Raw genomic sequence first — 14,396 nt, 5'->3', positions numbered from 1 at the left:
TAGGGTCTAACCTAAATTTTATTGATAAGGAAATTATGTGTTGTCAAGCTTGGAATATCTGAGAATTAGCCTACATTGGCTAGAAGTAACTCTCTTTCTTCTGACTGGCGTATTTGTACTTGACCGTCATCGTTGACATCAGCAATGGCTGTGTCTCCCTCGGTGATTTCTCCAGACAGCAACACTTCCGCTAAGGAATCTTCTAGGAGGCGCATGATTGCACGGCGTAATGGTCTAGCACCGTAGCTGGGGTTATAACCTTCTGTTACTACTAATTCTTTGAACCGTTCGGTAACTTCTAAGGTAATTCCCTTCTCGGTCAGGCGGCTGGCGACATCACGCAGCATGATATCAGCGATTTGCTTGACTTCATCTCTCGACAGTTGAGTGAAGACGATGACTTCATCAAGTCGGTTGAGGAACTCAGGACGGAAGTAATTTTTCAGTTCTTCGTTGACTAAGTTGCGGATGCGGTTGTAACTAGCTTCGGCTTGGTTGTCAAATTCAAAGCCTAAACCGCCGCCACCTTTTTCAATTACCTTAGAACCAATGTTAGAAGTCAGGATAATCAAGGTGTTCTTGAAGTCCACTTTCCGACCTTTGGCATCGGTGAGGTGTCCGTCATCTAAAAGTTGCAGCAGCATATTGAATACATCGGGGTGCGCTTTTTCGATTTCGTCGAACAGCAACACTGTGTATGGTCTACGCCGCACGGCTTCAGTGAGTTGTCCGCCTTCGTCGTAGCCGACGTAACCAGGAGGAGAGCCGATGAGTTTAGAAACGGTGTGGCTTTCCATGTATTCGGACATATCAAACCGAATCATGGCATCTTCCGCGCCAAAGAAGTAAGCTGCTAATGCTTTGGCTAGTTCGGTTTTCCCGACTCCGGTAGGCCCGGAGAAAATAAAGCTAGCAATGGGACGGTTGGGACTCTTTAACCCGACTCTGGCGCGACGGATGGCGCGAGAAACCGATGTAACTGCTTGCTCTTGACCAATTAACCGTTTGTGGAGAGTATCTTCTAGGTGCAGAAGCAACTCAGACTCAGATTCTGTCAGCTTGTTAACTGGGACACCAGTCCAAGAGGCGACAATTTGGGCAATGTCTTCTTCATCCACAACTGGCTTGATGGTTTGGCCAGTGGTGGCTGCTTGCAGTTCTGTTTCTAGGGCAATTTCTTCGTCACGGAGTTTTGCGGCTTTATCGAAGTCTTGGAGTCTAACTGCTTCGTTTTTGCTTTTGGTGATGTCAGTCAGTTGGCGCTTGAGTTCCTTGTTAGGGGAAATTTGCGAGTTCCGCAGGCGCACACGAGAGCCAGCTTCATCAATTAAGTCTATGGCTTTATCGGGCAGGAAGCGATCGCTAATATATCTATCAGCCAATTGCGCTGCTGCTACCACAGCCTCATCGGAAATATGTACTTTGTGGTGCTGTTCGTAGGCTCCGCGCAAACCATAGAGGATATCAATGGTTTCGGCTACGGATGGTTCCCCGACCATAATCGGTTGGAAACGTCGCTCTAAGGCCGCATCGCGTTCGATGTATTGACGATATTCATCTAATGTGGTAGCGCCAATACATTGCAATTCACCCCTGGCCAAGGCTGGTTTGAGGATATTGGCTGCATCTAAGCCGCCTTCTGTTCCCCCTGCACCAACTAAGGTATGAATTTCATCTATCACCAGGATGATATTACCCGCAGAACGGACTTCTTCTACGATTTTCTTGATGCGCTCTTCAAAGTCTCCCCGGAAGCGAGTTCCCGCTACCAGAGAACCCATATCCAGGCTGACGACTTGTTTATCTTGCAAAATGTCGGGGACATCTTGGTTAATAATACGCTGTGCTAAACCTTCAGCGATTGCAGTTTTACCAACCCCTGGTTCACCAATTAACACGGGGTTATTCTTGGTACGACGGCCGAGAATCTGCACAGTACGCTCAATTTCTTTTTGCCGACCTACTACAGGGTCGAGTTTACCTTCTTTGGCTAATTTCGTCAGATTTCTGCCAAACTCTTCCATCATCGGTGTTTGGTTCCGTCTGGAACCGCCACCACCCACAACCACGGTTGGGTCTTCGCCTAAGCGACGGATGACAGCAGAGCGGACACTCTTGAGGTCAACACCAAGATTCTGTAAAACCTTAGCGGCGACACCTTCACCGGCTTCTGTTAACCCTAAGAGTAAATGTTCTGTGTTGATGTAGTTATTTCCGAGATTATGCGCTTCTCTAAAGGACTGCTCGAAGAGGCTTTTCACTTTCGGGGTAAAAGGAATTTCTGGCGGTACGAACCCAGAACCCCTACCAATGATTTTTTCAACCTCACGACGAGCGTCTTTAAGAGTCACACCCATCTCAGTCAGCACTTTGGCAGCAACCCCAGTTCCTTCTCCCATCAAACCCAGGAGAATTTGCTCAGTTCCTACGAAATTGTGTCCCAGGCGACGTGCTTCCTCCTGAGCGAGCATAATGACTTTGATGGCTTCGGAAGTGAAGTGTTCAAACATAGCGGGTTCTTGCTCCCTTGCTGCTTGGACTTTGGGTGACTTAAAAATTCACCCTTTTGTTAAACTTTTTTGTACTTTCTTAAAGACAATGTATCTTTATCTAAGGATAGGTGACAGTGGTGAGAGCCGTATTAGCTCAGGTGTAGTTGCCGTCATGAGTAATTATGGTGCGATGGCAAGAATCTGGACTCTGGACTCTGAAGGAATTTACACTCTACCTAAAGGTATAAACCATGACTGAAAACCACGGAAGTAAAGACCAACAACATCCACTCTACAACCGCGATCGCCCCTTTATAGATATTCTACTAACTCAAGAGGCGACAGACCATAATTTAGCCGAATTAGCTAGGCTCAAAATCCGCTATCAAGGCTTCCCTGGCGCAAGAGACATACAAAGCGACCTGAATAAAGTTTTGCAACAATGGGGGTTAACCGAAGCGGAACTATTCGAGAAAACCCGCCAAATACATCAAATAGGCGGCATTTATAAGAGTCGTGGTAAAAGAGATGAGCAGGATTGGAATTAATAGCAATTCAAAATTCAAAATACCCTACGGGAAGGCTTCTCTACGAGACGCTACCGCGAACGCCAACAAAATTCAAAATTAAGAATCGGCGCTTTGCTGTACTAACTAGTCATGTGAATCTCATCCCATTCAGAGGGGGATAGGGGTTGTGTCTCCAGTTCTATATCAAAACAATTGTTAGCAGCTGTAATTAAAGCTGAAATAATATCATCTACACTCAGGTTAAGTTTTACAGGGTTAAAATCTTCTACACCGAATACCTGTGCAAATAGTTCTGTATCTGGCTGGAGACGGATAGAACCATGTTGTAAGATTACGCCACCGCATCGCAATTGAGCGCTACCTATGAGTTTGGCTCCGGTTGGTAAGACTAAATCTGCACCTGTAGCTGTACCAAAACAGTTGGGATTGTGGATGTAACCACGTCCGGCTGTACCATAGCTTAATGCAAAACCGAGCGATCGCCATCCTTGAATTAAAAACTCACAAATCTTCTGGTATGCCACCAGGCGATTATCACCTAGTCCCGATGTTACCACAGCATAAGTTAAATCACCTTGGTGAAGTACTGCCCTACCACCTGTAGGACGACGCACCAAATCTAATTTTTGATTTTGCCAAGTCAGGTTTTGCCAATGTTCTGGATATTGGCGTTGATGATAACCAAGGGAAATGGCAGGTGGCGACCAAGTGTAAAATCGTAGAGTGGAAGGATACTTACCAGATTGGTGTTGTGTTAATAGCCAACGGTCAATTGCCATTTGTACGCTACCGGGAGCTGCTAATAAAGGAATTAGTCGCCAAACCTGCTTACTAGCCATCGAAAATTTAAAATTGCTTAAGCTGCACCAAATTCTGATTGTAAAGCTTCGTCATTGTCATCGGCGATCGTTGCCACAATAGTAATAATCCGCGAAACTTCCCCTGGAGATAATTCTGCCAGAGTGCGTGTAGAAATAACTACTACTTGATCCTCTATAATCCCAAAACGTGCCTCAAAAGTACTAGAACAGTTTAACTCCAGCAAATGACGCAACAACTTTGGTTCATTCTTGGCTGGTAATTTGAGTACTACTGACCAAACTGTTATCGTGTCTTCATCACTTTTGCCAGTGAGTTGAACAAATACTTCCACTGTGCCGTATTTAAACTTCCATAGATAACCACCTTCTGGAGTGTGACTAACCATTGCACTATCATCTTGTTCGAGGGAGTCAATGACATTTTCAATGACTTCCACATGATTAATGCTGGCTGTCTCTGTAATTAGTTCATCTATACATTCGTTATTAGTTAGGGTTTCTTGGTAGCTTGTCATACAGATTTTTCTCTCAATCTATCATTTGTGATCTACACATACTTTATAACTTGTGGGCTAAAATTGGGTTTAGTCTCAGGACGTAGGCAATGGGACTCTCAGGTTTGGTAGGGTACGTCAGTGCGATAGATCCTAACTATACTCAGAAATTATTCATACTGACGCACCCTACTGGCGTGTCAAGGCTAAAGAAAATGTAAATTCTGACCTGCAAAGATTTTGCATTATTTAGCCGTAGGGAAAAATTTTAGGCGATAGCGATAAAGTGCAACTGGGCGATCGCCTGCGGTAAAATAATTAGGATCTTGCGGCGAAAGGTAGACAGCAGTAACTTGATCTGCTTCAATTGCTGGGGATGATGTCGAAAGTTGATGGTAGGCGGTGGTAGATTCGACTGAATTTAAATAAGGAAGGGAACCGCCTTTAAATAATTGTTGGAAAACTTCTGTAGTAATAAATTTACCATCTGCTGTAGTTTCGGTAGCCCTTGCTGTAACGATGGAAATTAATTGCCGTTCCCCACGTAAAAATGTAATCTGACGATTAGGCGAATCTGGGTCTACTTTAACTGATAATACGGCTGCATCACCTAAATAAGACCTAGCTAAATTCAAACTGTTAAAAACTCTATCAGCAACCACAATTGTTGATTTAGCATCTATCTGAGGAAGGAATTTTAAGCCAATAGTGGGAGGTTGTACTTCTATAAATCGTACTAAAAAGCTGACGGGCTGATTTAGTTGCTGACGATTTCCTTCAAAACCAGGTGTAACAATATCCGGTGCTAAAGGTGCTGCTAAATCTACCAAGGTACTCTTAACTTCCCAAGTTCCAGCCATCCATTTAGGGTAAGCCAAATCCCCCTTAGCTGGCTGCACAGAAGTTAATTTTTTCCACTGGGGAAAATGAGCCAAGCGTTCAGATAGTTCACCTGCATTTGCATCTCCATTCCACCCCACTAACAAGAAAATAATTAAGCAAAAACTCCAAATAGCTCTTATTGTCAGCATTATCTATATCTATTTATTATTGATTTTTTATTAATCAGAGATTTAATCCATAGCAATTATTTTAGTTAAGCGATCACTCAACCATACAAAAATAAGATCCCCAGTTAAGGTATAATGGACAGCTAGGCAAACACCATAAGTTTCCCAGCTAACTATAATATTGATTTTCCATTGAAAGACCTCTATAATTTTCTAGTCTGATTATTATACTAATTCGCCATTAAAATAAAATATATTGAAAAGGACAATCAATGAATGAACACACGCAAGAGTGAAGTTTGTTTATTATACTCTGAATCAAATCAAGCTACAGCAAATCTTTTGAAAGATGCTTTAAATTACTACAGTATTGATATTTGGGAAGCACAAAATATATCTATAGGCAGCCAAATCATAAGTGAAACAACAAAGGCTTTAGAAAAGAATAAGTTCGTTATTGTTTTATGGTCTAATACATCTGTCAAATCAGCTTTGTTGACAAATTTAGCGGCGGAAGCCAAGAAAAATGGCAAGGTATTGATTTCTGTTTTGATAGAACCAGTAAAAATCCCTGGAGAATTTTTAGATATTCAATCTGCTAATCTTATAGGCTGGGATGGAGATAGGGAGAATGAGCAAATTGTTAAACTTTGGCGGCTCATTCAAGACCAGGTTTTAAAACATCGCCGTAAAAAGATAGCATTTAATAAATTTAATGCTATAGTTACCCTGTTATTAACTATTACTGGGCTAATAATTGCTGTTGCAACACCAGAAGTGAGATGTTTTTTAAAAATACAATGTTCCGAAAACTCATTTAGTAAAAGTAGTCAAAATTTACCTGATATAAATTCATCAAGTTCTGTATTAAAAAATCCTGAATCTCCTCTAAAATCTGATGATTCTTTATTAAAATCCTCTTCCAATCCCATATCAAATAAACAGCCTGAGTTAAACACCGCATCACCAATAGAAAATTTTACAACTATTGAAAGAGATGGGTTAGAATTTACTTTACAGAAGTGTGCAAGAAAAAATCAGAATATCAAATGCGAGTTGCAATTAATCAACACTCTTAATGATGATCAAAGACTGATTATGTATGGTAATTTTGCTGGTCTGAGAAGCAGAATACTAGACTTAGATGGTATTACCTACTTTGCTGAATCAGTTGAAATTGATGGAAATGTAGAAAAATATGTGAAGACGACTTTAATCCCAAAAGTTAAGAATAAACTCATTATTAATTTTACTAAAGTGCCTGCACAAGTAAACCAAATTCAAGTTTTGGAAATTGCAGCCGCCTATGGAAGGCCAAATAAAAACATAGAAGACGCTAGATTCCATAATATTGTTATATCCAACTAAAGTTGTACTGGCAAAGGTTCCCAAACCTCGCCGTACTTTTCTTTTAAAGCGTGCCAAGCTTCTACTTGTCCTGGTTCATATTCTCCAGGCTTACCCCATTGCAAAAATAAGCTTAAAGCCGACTCTTGTTTCTCATCTAAAAAACGGATAGCGTAAGTTGTAAAATTGCCTCTTTTGGCTTCACCAGTTTCAAACTTTACTTGCGTAATTTTTTCCATATTCAAGTGAAATTCAAAGCCTTCAGTGTGCATATTGGCATATTTACCCTTAGCTAATTCTGCATAGAATAGCTTTTCTATTTTTCCCCGTGCTTCTAATACAGCCGCGCTACTAGTAACAATTAACCGCAGAGTTCCCAATGTTTCGCAAGCTTCCAAAAAATCTTTCAGACTATGACTCATACCCGTTACCATTCCTTAGTAATGATTATTGACTATTGACTATTTTTCATACTGTTCATAGGCGCTGACAATGCGCTGAACTAGAGGATGACGCACAACATCTTTTTGGGTAAATTCACAAACAGCAATACCTTCAACGTGCTTAAGAACTTGTAAAGCCACTGTCAAACCTGATTGTTGATTTATTGGCAAATCAGTTTGTGTGATGTCGCCTGTAATTATCATGCGAGAACGAAAACCCAAACGAGTTAAAACCATTTTCATTTGGGCGGGTGTGGTATTTTGGGCTTCATCAACAATCACAAAAGCATGGTTGAGGGTGCGTCCCCGCATATAGGCGAGGGGTGCGACTTCAATAATTCCCCGTTCTATCAAATTGGGGACTTTCTCTTGGTCGATGAATTCGTAAATTGCATCGTAAAGCGGACGCAGATAGGGATTAATTTTCTGCTGCAAATCCCCTGGTAAAAACCCCAGTCTTTCACCAGCTTCTACCGCCGGACGTGTCAAAATCAGCTTTTCTACCTGATTGGCGAGGAGTGCTTGGACGGCTAGGACAACGGCCAGATATGTTTTACCAGTCCCCGCCGGGCCGATGCAGAAGGTGAGGTCACGCTTGCGGATGGCTTCGATATATTGGCGTTGTCTGAAGGTTTTAGCTCGGACTTCTTCACCCCGGCGGGTTCTGGCTAGGACATCTCGCTGTAGTTCTTGTAGTTCATATTCGCGGTGATTATCTACAGCTTGACGAGCTGTTAATATATCAGCACTGGAGATAGTGTTGCCCTGAATCCAGATACTTTCTAGCGATCGCACTAATTTTGTCGCTAAATCTCTTTGCGTTTCTGTACCATAGATATGTAACTCTTGCCCACGCAGTACTAAGGTGGCTCCTGTTTGCTGGGAGAGAATTTTGAAATTTTCTTCTCTATCACCTGCAAGAGCGATCGCACTGGGAATGTTAGGCAGCTGAATTATGAAAGCATCTGCCATAAGTATTTTTGTAATATATTAAGAAGCAATTTTGACTCGCTTTGCGTGTCAGTTGTGAGTTGTTTTTGATTTGCTTTAATGGCTTTTTTATCTCATTTTAGAACTGTTTATTTTTATACTATTCTATAATAAATATCTATTTAATCCTAGATTCCACAAAGGTTTTATCTAAATTCAGGGATAAAATTCGTTTCTATTATTCGTTAATAATGGAATATTTAATTATATTTAAATATTTATCAAGTAGAGACGCAATAACGTCTCCACTTTTCCAGGTTTGAGCTAAAAAATCACTACAAACCCTTAATTCACCCAAGGAATATTAAGTTCACCACATTAACCAAAGGCTTTCCTCTGATTTAGTAGCGGCCACCCTTGCGCGCAGCTTCTGCTTTGCGCTTGCGGCGCAAGCTAGGTTTTTCGTATCTTTCCCGACGTTTAACTTCTGATAAAATCCCGGCTTTTTGAATTTTCTTTTTAAAACGTCTAATTGCCGAGTCAATAGACTCATTCTCACCCAAACGGACTTCAGCCACTCCCTGGATTCACCTCCTGGAAGAGATTTTCACAGTTGTGTATCACCATCATTAACTGTATACGGTGGGTAAATTTTCTAGGTAGCAGCAAAAAGATGCTGACATCTTTTCACCACTTCCTCAGTTTATCGAAGTTTCTGAGCGGAGTTAACTAAAACCGCTCAGGCTTCTTCTCTATTGTTAACCTAGTACAGCACAGATTAAATCAATTAACCATTCAAAATATGTGAAAAGCTTGCTGAAATCAGCTTTTTGAATTTTGAATTCCGTGTAGGGGCGCTAACGGGTGCGTGGTTTAACAACCGGTCGCGGCGGGGCGTTTCCGCTTCTTTCTCGTGATATTGGCGGAGGCGTGCGTTCTTGTTGGTCTTCCTCAACAAACATTCCTTCTCGGCCTGGAGTGGTGCTGCCGTAAATGTCCAGGTAAACTGATTGTCCAGCAAGTTCTGCCGCAGCAGAAATCACTGTGCGAATCGCCTGAATATTACGACCTCCTCGGCCAAACACTTTCCCTTTATCTACACTTTCAAAGGCGATGCGAACCCAAGCCCGTTTCAGGGTGGGAGAAATTTCACAATCGACGCTTAAAGACTCTGGAGCTTCTAAAAATGGCTGCATCAAGAACTTGACTAGCCCGACGTAATTGGGGCTAGCTGTTAGTGAGTTAGCTGTAAGACTATGATGCGGGTTTTGCACTGACCTGTTCAAAGACATTTTGTTTTTGTAAGATGCGACGTACCGTGTCAGTAGGTTGAGCGCCTTGCTGTAGTCGCTTGACAATACCAGGAACATCCAATCGCACTTCATCAGTTCTAGGATTGTAATATCCCAACTCTTCCAAGGGGCGACCGTCGCGGCGAGAGAGGTTATTCATAGCGACAATACGGTAGCTCGCTTCCCGCTTTTTACCGAATCGTTTCAAGCGCAGTTTGATCATGATTGAAGAAACATTCTCCTGTTTGTAGGTAATTAAGGAAGCGGCTATCTTAAATCCAAGACTTCCTTTATTGAAATGCTAATTTTAACACTTGCTAAGGGTTTAGTGCTATTGGTCATTAGTCAAAAGTCCATAGCCCATAGTCAAAACCCTAATCTTTGACAGTTGGCTACAGATTTCCAAAACCTTTTTTCTTTTTGTCTTTGGGTTTTTTCTTCTTTGTGCCTGCACCGCCGCTATTGTAGCCGCGCCAGCCAGGGGCTGCGGGACGGTTACTACCACCACCGAACATATTACCCATTCCACCACCGCCACCGCCAAACATTCCGGGCATTCCTGGGAAATTACCTTGACCCATTTGCTGCATGAGCGATCGCATTTTTTGGAAATCAGCCACTAGTTTATTCACATCTGCTTCTTTATAACCAGAGCCAGACGCAATCCGTCGCCGTCGGTTGGGCGAACTTGCCAATAAATCAGGGTCGCGGCGTTCCTGCATTGTCATGGAATTAATCATCGCTTCACACCGCTTGAGTTGGGTTTCTCCCTGCTTTAGCTGATCATCTGAGAGTTTACCCATCCCCGGAATCATTTTGAGGAGACCCCCCAGCGATCCCATATTTTTCAGCATCCGCAGTTGCTTGACAAAGTCGGTAAAGTCAAACTTCGCTGACAGGATTTTCTCCTGCATTTTCTCAGCATCAGCTAAATCGAACTCTTCCTGGGCTTTTTCTACCAATGTCAGCACATCACCCATACCCAGAATTCGGGAAGCCATGCGGTCTGGATAAAAGGGTTGTAGGGCTTCGACTTTTTCCCCCACACCCACAAACTTAATCGGCGCTCCTGAAATTTGCCGTACCGACAACGCCGCACCACCACGGCTATCACCATCCATCTTGGTGAGAATTGCCCCAGTAATACCTATTTGCTCATGAAAGGTGCGGGTGAGGTTGGCGGCTTCTTGACCAGTCATCGAATCCACCACCAGCAACGTTTCGTGGGGTTGGACGGTTTCTTTTATTCTGGCTAATTCCGCCATCATGTCTTCGTCAATTTGCAGACGACCTGCTGTATCAATGATGACCGTGTTCACGCCCTCTGCTTTGGCACGTTCCACACCTTGACGAGCAATTTCTACAGGGTCTGCATCGCTTCCCAGTTCAAATACTGGTACGTCAATTTGTTTACCTAATGTGAGCAACTGGTCAATCGCGGCTGGACGATATACGTCTGTGGCTACCAACAAGCAACTGCGTTCTAATTTCCGTAAATGTAAAGCTAATTTGGCGGTGGCTGTGGTTTTACCAGTACCTTGTAAACCAGCCATCAAAACAATTGTGGGCTTTTGTTCCACTTCCGCCAGGGGAACATTCTCTTCCCCCATCACCTGTACTAGCTCATCGTAAACAATCTTGATGAACTGCTGGTCAGGTCGCACGCCGCTAATAACTTCGGCTCCCTGCGCCTTGGCTTCAACTTCGCTAATAAAATCTTTGACTACTTGGAGGTTAACATCTGCTTCCAACAGGGCGCGGCGCACTTCTCGCAAAGCATCTTGAATGTTAGATTCAGAAATTTTATCTTGCCCGCGCAGCTTTTTCCAGGCGGATTCTAAACGGTCTGCTAATGCGTCAAACATATCTTAGTTACAGTTATTGAGCCAATGGGGTGTCCGAACCAGCTATGGAATGCGATTCAGAAATTTTTATAATGTGCTATTTACCAGCTTAGTAGTTTTTCCCGCGACTTGAGCAGGAGGATACCATTGATCTGTTGGATGTCAATAATGAGTCCGTGATTAAAGAATTAGCTGATGATGTTGCATCCTGAGAATTAGTCCACAGTAAAGTAGCCGAACAAGCAGCATTGGCAGAATACGGTTAATTTGACTGTCCTAGTGTCTTTACTTGGCTTGTCGAAGGAGCTTGATTGGATATGTGAGATGGCAAAACAAACGATTAACTTGTAACAAAATTGTCTCGCCCCAACCCTAAATCTACGACATATAGAGGAGCGCTAGTTCAGATACCTGTTAGGTCAACCGTTTAATATCTGCACAGCTATAAATATCACTCTGAATTTTAGTTAATTAGATTAATTTTTATTTAAAGGAATTAGAATTTAGTATCAAAAATAACAATTCAATGGTTAAATATCAAACTAATATCACAATCTAAAGCTTGACCTTGTGAACTCTCAGGGAGCTAGCTGATTCATCAAGGGGAAATTTAACCAAGATATGAGTAGACGAATTAACCGACGCAGATTTTTAATTTACGGCTCTGCAACTATTGGTAGCAGCATTTTGCTGAAGGCTTGCGCTAATAGCACCCCAAACGCTACAAACAGTCCAGCCACCTCTGGGAATGCTTCTCCTGTGGCTGCTAGTGGTGGTAACACGATCAAAATAGGTATTCTGCACTCCCTTAGTGGCACAATGTCTATCAGTGAAAAAAGCGTTGTGGATGCTGAGAAATTAGCTATCAAAGAAATTAACGCGGCTGGTGGTGTTTTAGGTAAACAAATTGAAGCCATTGTTGAAGATGGTGCTTCTAACTGGGATACTTTTAGAGAAAAAGCCACCAAGTTGATTGATCAAGATAAAGTAGCTGTAGTTTTTGGTTGTTGGACTTCAGCTAGCCGCAAAAATGTTAAGCCAGTCTTTGAAAGTAAAGACCATATGCTGTGGTATCCCGTGCAGTATGAAGGTCAAGAGTGTTCTAAAAACATTTTTTACACAGGTGCAGCGCCAAATCAACAAATTGAACCTTCTGTTGATTGGTTGTTAAAAAATAAGGGCAAAGAATTCTTTTTAGTAGGCTCAGATTACGTTTTCCCTCGGACTGCTAACACTATTATCAAAGCCCAATTAGAAGCTTTAGGTGGAAAAACAGTTGGTGAAGATTATTTACCATTAGGTAACACGGAAGTTACACCAATTATCAGCAAAATTAAGCAAGCTTTACCTAACGGCGGGGTAATTTATAACACCTTGAACGGTGATAGTAATGTAGCTTTCTTCAAACAGTTAAAAGGTGCTGGATTAACACCAGATAAACATCCTTCTATGTCGGTAAGTATTGCGGAAGAAGAAGTTAAAGCAATTGGGGTTGAGTATTTAAAAGGCCACTACGCTGCTTGGAATTATTTCCAAACAGTAGATACCCCTGCTAATAAGAAATTTGTCGAAGCTTTTAAAAAAGAATATGGTGCAGACCGGGTGACAAATGACCCGATGGAAGCTGCATATATCGCTGTGTATTTGTGGAAGCAATCAGTAGAAAAAGCAGGTAGTCCTGATTTAGCAAAAGTGCGGGCGGCGGCTTATGGTCAAACCATAGATGCACCTGAAGGTAAAGTGACAGTCAATACTAATCACCACATATCTAAAATTGTGCGGATTGGTGAAGTTAGAGATGATGGTTTGTTTGATATTATCTATGCTACACCTGCACCAGTTGAACCAGTTCCTTGGAATCAATTTGTGAAAGAAACTAAGGGATTTGCTTGTGATTGGTCAGACCCAGGGAAGGGCGAAAAATATAAAAAGGCCTAATTCAAAATAATTCGTAATTCGTAATTAATTATGAATTACGAATTACGATGATAGCTTTTGGTGAAAAATAATGTTAACAGGTTTTTTAGATGCTGTATTTAATGGTATTAGCATCGGTTCTGTGTTATTAATTGCTGCCTTGGGATTAGCCATTATTTTTGGCTTGATGGGTGTGATTAATATGGCGCATGGCGAATTGATGATGTTTGGGGCTTATGCAACATTTGTTGTGCAGAATGGCTGTAAACAATTAGGTGGGTTTTGGTTTGAGATTTATATATTTTTGGCGTTAATTATTGCTTTCGTTTTCACCGCATTTATTGGATTAATTCTTGAAAGAGGTGTGATTCGTTATCTCTATGGACGACCTCTAGAAACTTTACTAGCAACTTGGGGCGTTAGTTTAATTTTTCAGCAGTTTGTCCGTAGTGTAAATTGGGTGTTAATAATTGGCTTGGGTTTGTTTTCTCTCTTGTTTTTTGGAGGTTTATGGATTTTAAATTCCCGCGCCAATTTAGAGAGGATTCGTAACTGGGTTGTGGCGGTGATTTTCTTGCTATCTTTGGGGGTAACAATCACCACTGGTAACGTATTAACTCAAACTTATCAACTAGCAGTAACTCAACCTTGGTTTGGCGCGCAAAATGTCGATGTAACTGCGCCTAGTTGGTTACAAACTGGCATATCTTTAGGTGGTGTGCAATTACCATTCGCCCGATTATTTATTATTGTTTTGACAATAATTTGTGTGGGTGGTATTTATCTATTTTTACAGCGTTCAAGCTGGGGATTAAGAATTAGGGCGGTAACACAAAACCGGAGTATGAGCGCTTGTTTAGGTATCCCCACCGAAAAGGTTGATGCGATTACTTTTGCTTTGGGTTCTGGTTTAGCGGGTGTGGCTGGGTGTGCAATAAGTTTGCTCGGTTCTGTAGGGCCGAATACGGGACAAAACTATATTATCGACACATTTATGGTGGTGGTGGTTGGTGGTGTGGGTAATTTAGCTGGTACTATTGTCGCTGCTCTGGGAATTGGGACAGCTAACTTTTTGATTGGTTCTGGGACTTTAGCTTTGTTATTTTCTCCTGTGAAGCCTCTAGCGGATTTATTGACATTTTTTGCTACCACAAGTATGGCTAAGGTGTTGGTATTTGTGTTGATTATTGTCTTTTTGCAGTGGAAGCCTGGGGGGATGTTTCCGCAAAAGGGTCGTAGTGTTGATGTTTAATTTTTTTTAATCTCACGCAGAGAC

Annotated in this window: 14 protein-coding genes; 4 read left to right on the top strand and 10 right to left on the bottom strand. The window is 42.0% G+C overall.

What is annotated here, in order from left to right; all coding sequences use genetic code 11:
• Positions 1 to 65 precede the first annotated feature (65 nt).
• Positions 66 to 2,510, bottom strand: coding sequence for an ATP-dependent Clp protease ATP-binding subunit (locus ACN222_RS09750; RefSeq protein WP_010996127.1), 2,445 nt, complete (start codon positions 2,508 to 2,510; stop codon positions 66 to 68).
• 233 nt (positions 2,511 to 2,743) lie between these two features.
• On the opposite strand from ACN222_RS09750, the gene ACN222_RS09745 reads away from it, so the two are divergent.
• On the top strand, positions 2,744 to 3,040 hold the full coding sequence (locus ACN222_RS09745) for a DUF3288 family protein (protein ID WP_010996126.1): 297 nt from the start codon (positions 2,744 to 2,746) through the stop codon (positions 3,038 to 3,040).
• A gap of 101 nt (positions 3,041 to 3,141) precedes the next feature.
• Here the strand turns inward: ACN222_RS09745 and ACN222_RS09740 are convergent, their stop codons facing one another.
• The 3 genes from ACN222_RS09740 to ACN222_RS09730 all read right to left on the bottom strand — a co-directional run bounded on the left by ACN222_RS09740 (position 3,142) and on the right by ACN222_RS09730 (position 5,368).
• Positions 3,142 to 3,861, bottom strand: coding sequence for a lipoate--protein ligase family protein (locus ACN222_RS09740; RefSeq protein WP_044521146.1), 720 nt, complete (start codon positions 3,859 to 3,861; stop codon positions 3,142 to 3,144).
• A 17-nt stretch (positions 3,862 to 3,878) separates the two neighbouring features.
• Positions 3,879 to 4,358, bottom strand: coding sequence for a YbjN domain-containing protein (locus ACN222_RS09735; protein ID WP_010996124.1), 480 nt, complete (start codon positions 4,356 to 4,358; stop codon positions 3,879 to 3,881).
• A gap of 224 nt (positions 4,359 to 4,582) precedes the next feature.
• Complete coding sequence (locus ACN222_RS09730; RefSeq protein ID WP_010996123.1) at positions 4,583 to 5,368, bottom strand: DUF6816 family protein; 786 nt, start codon at positions 5,366 to 5,368, stop codon at positions 4,583 to 4,585.
• Between the two features lie 255 nt (positions 5,369 to 5,623).
• Here ACN222_RS09730 and ACN222_RS09725 point away from each other — a divergent pair, with 255 nt between their 5' ends.
• Positions 5,624 to 6,715 carry a toll/interleukin-1 receptor domain-containing protein gene (locus ACN222_RS09725; RefSeq protein ID WP_010996122.1) on the top strand — a complete coding sequence of 364 codons (1,092 nt, stop codon included), beginning with the start codon at positions 5,624 to 5,626 and terminating at the stop codon, positions 6,713 to 6,715.
• Here ACN222_RS09725 and ACN222_RS09720 read toward each other — a convergent pair.
• The 6 genes from ACN222_RS09720 to ffh all read right to left on the bottom strand — a co-directional run bounded on the left by ACN222_RS09720 (position 6,712) and on the right by ffh (position 11,224).
• Positions 6,712 to 7,116, bottom strand: a complete 405-nt coding sequence (locus ACN222_RS09720) for a ChuX/HutX family heme-like substrate-binding protein (RefSeq protein WP_044521142.1) — start codon at positions 7,114 to 7,116, stop codon at positions 6,712 to 6,714. The two genes, ACN222_RS09725 and ACN222_RS09720, sit on opposite strands and share 4 nt — an antisense overlap.
• A 39-nt stretch (positions 7,117 to 7,155) precedes the next feature.
• The gene (locus tag ACN222_RS09715; protein WP_010996120.1) at positions 7,156 to 8,109 is read right to left on the bottom strand and encodes a PhoH family protein; all 954 of its coding nucleotides are present in this window, start codon (positions 8,107 to 8,109) and stop codon (positions 7,156 to 7,158) included.
• A 359-nt stretch (positions 8,110 to 8,468) separates the two neighbouring features.
• A complete protein-coding gene (rpsU, locus tag ACN222_RS09710) occupies positions 8,469 to 8,645 on the bottom strand; it encodes a 30S ribosomal protein S21 (protein WP_010996119.1) in 177 nt (58 codons plus the stop codon).
• A 279-nt stretch (positions 8,646 to 8,924) separates the two neighbouring features.
• A complete protein-coding gene (locus ACN222_RS09705) occupies positions 8,925 to 9,359 on the bottom strand; it encodes a KH domain-containing protein (RefSeq protein WP_044521138.1) in 435 nt (144 codons plus the stop codon).
• Entirely contained in the window at positions 9,322 to 9,582 is a 261-nt protein-coding gene (gene rpsP, locus ACN222_RS09700) for a 30S ribosomal protein S16 (protein WP_010996117.1), read from the bottom strand. The genes ACN222_RS09705 and rpsP overlap by 38 nt, the downstream gene beginning before the upstream one ends.
• A gap of 169 nt (positions 9,583 to 9,751) precedes the next feature.
• Entirely contained in the window at positions 9,752 to 11,224 is a 1,473-nt protein-coding gene (gene ffh, locus ACN222_RS09695; RefSeq protein WP_010996116.1) for a signal recognition particle protein, read from the bottom strand.
• 600 nt (positions 11,225 to 11,824) lie between these two features.
• Here ffh and urtA point away from each other — a divergent pair.
• Together urtA and ACN222_RS09685 are read left to right on the top strand one after the other, a co-directional pair.
• Positions 11,825 to 13,141 (top strand): urea ABC transporter substrate-binding protein, encoded by a 1,317-nt coding sequence (urtA, locus tag ACN222_RS09690; protein WP_010996115.1) that lies wholly within the window; start codon positions 11,825 to 11,827, stop codon positions 13,139 to 13,141.
• Between the two features lie 70 nt (positions 13,142 to 13,211).
• Positions 13,212 to 14,372 carry an ABC transporter permease subunit gene (locus ACN222_RS09685; RefSeq protein WP_010996114.1) on the top strand — a complete coding sequence of 387 codons (1,161 nt, stop codon included), beginning with the start codon at positions 13,212 to 13,214 and terminating at the stop codon, positions 14,370 to 14,372.
• The last annotated feature ends 24 nt before the right edge of the window (positions 14,373 to 14,396 follow it).

The organism is Anabaena sp. FACHB-595, assembly GCF_048568275.1.
Taxonomy (GTDB): Bacteria; Cyanobacteriota; Cyanobacteriia; order Cyanobacteriales; family Nostocaceae; genus Trichormus.
The sequence above is the reverse complement of the archived record's forward strand: the minus strand, read 5'-3'. Positions and strand labels throughout refer to the sequence as shown.